Source organism: uncultured Cyclobacterium sp. (assembly GCF_963976465.1).
In the GTDB taxonomy this organism is placed as follows: domain Bacteria; phylum Bacteroidota; class Bacteroidia; order Cytophagales; family Cyclobacteriaceae; genus Cyclobacterium.
Map to the genome: position 1 here is coordinate 1 of NZ_CAXBOC010000574.1, position 3,265 is coordinate 3,265.

Here is a 3,265-nt window from a genome sequence, read left to right on the forward strand (position 1 = left end):
CTGGAATGTAGGTATTGGCCATAGTACAGGGATTGGTTTTGGAGCATTAAATTGATTGAAGATGAATTATTATGTGGTAAAATATTCCGGCCCATTTGGTTTTATTAAGCCTTGGACTGCAGTTAGGGATAGTGAAACTTTTAGTCAACAGTTTTTGACCCCTTCCATCGTAGAAGGAATAGAAAAGAAATTGTTTCCCAAGCTACTAAAGGAAGTAGGGATACATAAAATCGTGGGGCACAGACTTTCTTATGACCAGATCAGCAATCAACAAGAAATGATTCAGATTAGAGGGTGGAACTCAAAGCGTAAGGGAAGTCAGTTTTTATTTGACAGACCAACAGCCATATTAAATAGGGGAGTGATACTAAACCCTGTTTTATACCTTGCTTTTCACTCTATGGAAGATGCCCATGAAGCATTACAACAGCATATATGTTTGTGCAGGAATGAAGATGTTTTGTTTCCAATTGAAATTTCTGAGTGCAGCAAAACAGGTTTTGAACAAGATGGTGATTTGTATCCAGGTTATGAGCTTGTATTTGAAAAAAATGAAAAGACTTTTTTAGTCGGTTATCATCGAGTAAGTCAAACTCCCATGTATGGCTGGATTAGAATAGTTGGGAACCCTATTAATAATTTATGATGGAAACTTTATTTGCTAAGTCTGGCCCTGAGTGGACTTCATTGAAAATACACCTACTACAGGTAGCAAAGGCGGCTAGTTTTTTTGCACAGCATCTTGGTATGGATGAAAGCTTAGCTTATAAGGGTGCTATATTACATGATATAGGTAAAGCACATCCTCGTTTTCAGCAAAGATTAAAAGGAATATCCAATGACAATAGAGTTCTTAGACATGAAATCAGCTCCTTATTTTTTTTATCAGTTTTTCCTGAAGATGAGCATAATAATTTAATAGAAATGGTTGTTGGTCACCATAAATCGGTAAAAAGAGATATTGGAGGAAAAGGGTTATTAGATATAGATGATGAGGTTGAAGGATATGAGGATTTTCATTTAGGGGATTGGAATAAATGGAGCCCAGGTGCTTTTAATTTATTAAATGAATTAGGGATTTTTTGTGCCCCTTTTGATGAGTCTATTGCTAGGGAAAATTTGGATAAAGCCTTAATGATTACCCTAGAAAAATCGAAAGAGCGAGGCTTTTCAGAATTGCGTGGTTTATTGATGGGCGCTGATCATTTTGCTTCGGCTTTAATTGATGAAACAGACCGGCAATTATCAAGAAGTTTCAAATCTCCAGATCTCAGTTTTTATGGAAGAACACATGAATTGTTTCCACTTTCTAAAAAAGATTCATCTTCAAATAAAACCCACACCATAGTAGTAGCATGCACAGGGGCGGGAAAGACAGATTTCCTATTTAGGAGAACATCGGACAGAGTGTTTTATATGCTTCCATTTCAGGCATCCATCAACGCAATGTTAGAAAGAGTTGACGAGGATTTAAAGGAGTCGAATCCTGATCTGGACATTAGGGTATTACATGCTTCATCGAGCGTTGTAAAAAGAGTTAATGGAGAAGAGGAGTCCGTTTTACAATCTTTGTTTGGTTCTTCTATCAAAATAATGACGCCTCATCAATTGGCTTCTATTGCATTTGGTTTGAAAGGTTATGAAGCTCTTATTCTTGATTTGAAGGGGAGTGATATCATTCTCGATGAAATCCATACCTATACAGGAGTTTCTCAAGCTATTGTCTTGAAGCTGGTGCAGATACTGAAGTCTATTAATTGTAAAATTCATATTGGTACAGCAACTATGCCTACTGTGCTTTATGATAAAATTAAATCTGTTTTAGGTCAAGATGTTTTGGAAGTCAAATTGACTACCGATGAATTGAATAAGTTTGACCGTCATTTAGTGTATAAAAGACAAGGTTTTGAGAGCGCACTTCCAAATATTTCTCAGGCTATAAATAATGGAGAGAAGGTATTAATAGTATGTAACCGGGTAGAACGATCCCAGCAAACGTTTGAAAGAATCCGGGAATTATACTTAAATGTACCGGTATTACTGCTCCATAGTCGCTTTAAAAGGGGAGATAGAAATCAAAAAGAATATGAGCTGATACATCAGTACAATTCAAGTGCTGAAGCTTGTATTGTAGTATCAACACAAATCGTTGAAGTCAGTTTGGATATCAGTTTTGATGTGATGGTTACTGACTGCGCACCTATAGATGCTTTGGTACAGCGTTTTGGAAGAATCAATCGCAAAAGGACTTTTTACACCATTGGAAAATATAAACCTATATATGTCATAGCTCCTCCGGAAAATACTTTCGAAGCAAAACCTTATGATTTAGAGGTGTTAAAGAGAACCTTCGATGTGTTGCCAGATGGTCAGGTGTTAAAGGAAAAGGAACTACAATGTAAAATCGATGAAGTATTTCCTTCGATAAACTTTTTAAATATCGAAGAACATGCGGTATTCAAAGAGGATGGAAGTATTAGAATTGATAAGCTTACTCATCGGGCCAAGTCCTTTCTTTTTGAATTGTTGGAAATTGATTCTGTTACCTGTATCACAGAAGGAGATGAAGAAGATTATAATCAAACTTTGTTTGAAGACAGGTTAAATATGGAAATACCAATTAGATATTTCAGTGTGAAGAATATGCGACAATCTCAAAAAGGTAGCAGACCATTTATTATACCGGATAAAGCCTATAGCAAGAATATGGGACTGGAAGTACGTCTTATTAATGAATCCAATTTTGATATAAATAGACAAATGCTATGATTACATCAGTAGTAGGGAGAACATTTTTAAAGGCCTACAATACCAAATATGGAAAGAACTTTTCTCCCAAAGAGTTCTTTGAGGAAGAGTTTTGGCAGCTTTTTTTTAACCATTCTAAATATATGCAATGGGTGACAAATTCTCCCTTTGTTCAAATGAAAAAAGGACAAAAGCCCCATTTGCTGAATGAAAATGAGCGAAGAGAAAAGTTGGAAAACCTATTTCTTAAAGCTGAAAATGAAATACCTGATGCGAGTTTTGCTATAGGTTATCCGGCCTCAGAAACTAAAGAATATGCTAGCACATCTGGTTTAGTAAGTGATGTGTTTGTGCCATTTGATGAAGATGAGGTTTATCTTTCCTGGATAGGAAGTGGTTTAGGGGTAGGGGTAGCAGGAGGTTATACCATACTTTTTGACAATCCAGAAATTACCCTCCAAACATTTGAGGGGTGGAAAGTCTATAGAAAATACCTTAACGATCCTACACTCACAAA

The 3,265-nt window shown here is 36.1% G+C and carries 3 protein-coding genes; all 3 read left to right on the forward strand.

From position 1 onward, the window contains the following. Positions 1-61 precede the first annotated feature (61 nt). Positions 62-646 (forward strand): hypothetical protein, encoded by a 585-nt coding sequence (locus AAC037_RS22365; RefSeq protein ID WP_339905745.1) that lies wholly within the window; start codon positions 62-64, stop codon positions 644-646. After that, the gene (gene cas3, locus AAC037_RS22370; RefSeq protein WP_339905747.1) at positions 643-2,769 is read left to right on the forward strand and encodes a CRISPR-associated helicase Cas3'; all 2,127 of its coding nucleotides are present in this window, start codon (positions 643-645) and stop codon (positions 2,767-2,769) included. Before AAC037_RS22365 ends, cas3 begins: the two co-directional genes overlap by 4 nt. Then, positions 2,766-3,265, forward strand: a 500-nt coding sequence (locus AAC037_RS22375; protein ID WP_339905748.1) for a hypothetical protein, incomplete at its 3' end; no start/stop codon positions are given. The genes cas3 and AAC037_RS22375, both read left to right, overlap by 4 nt.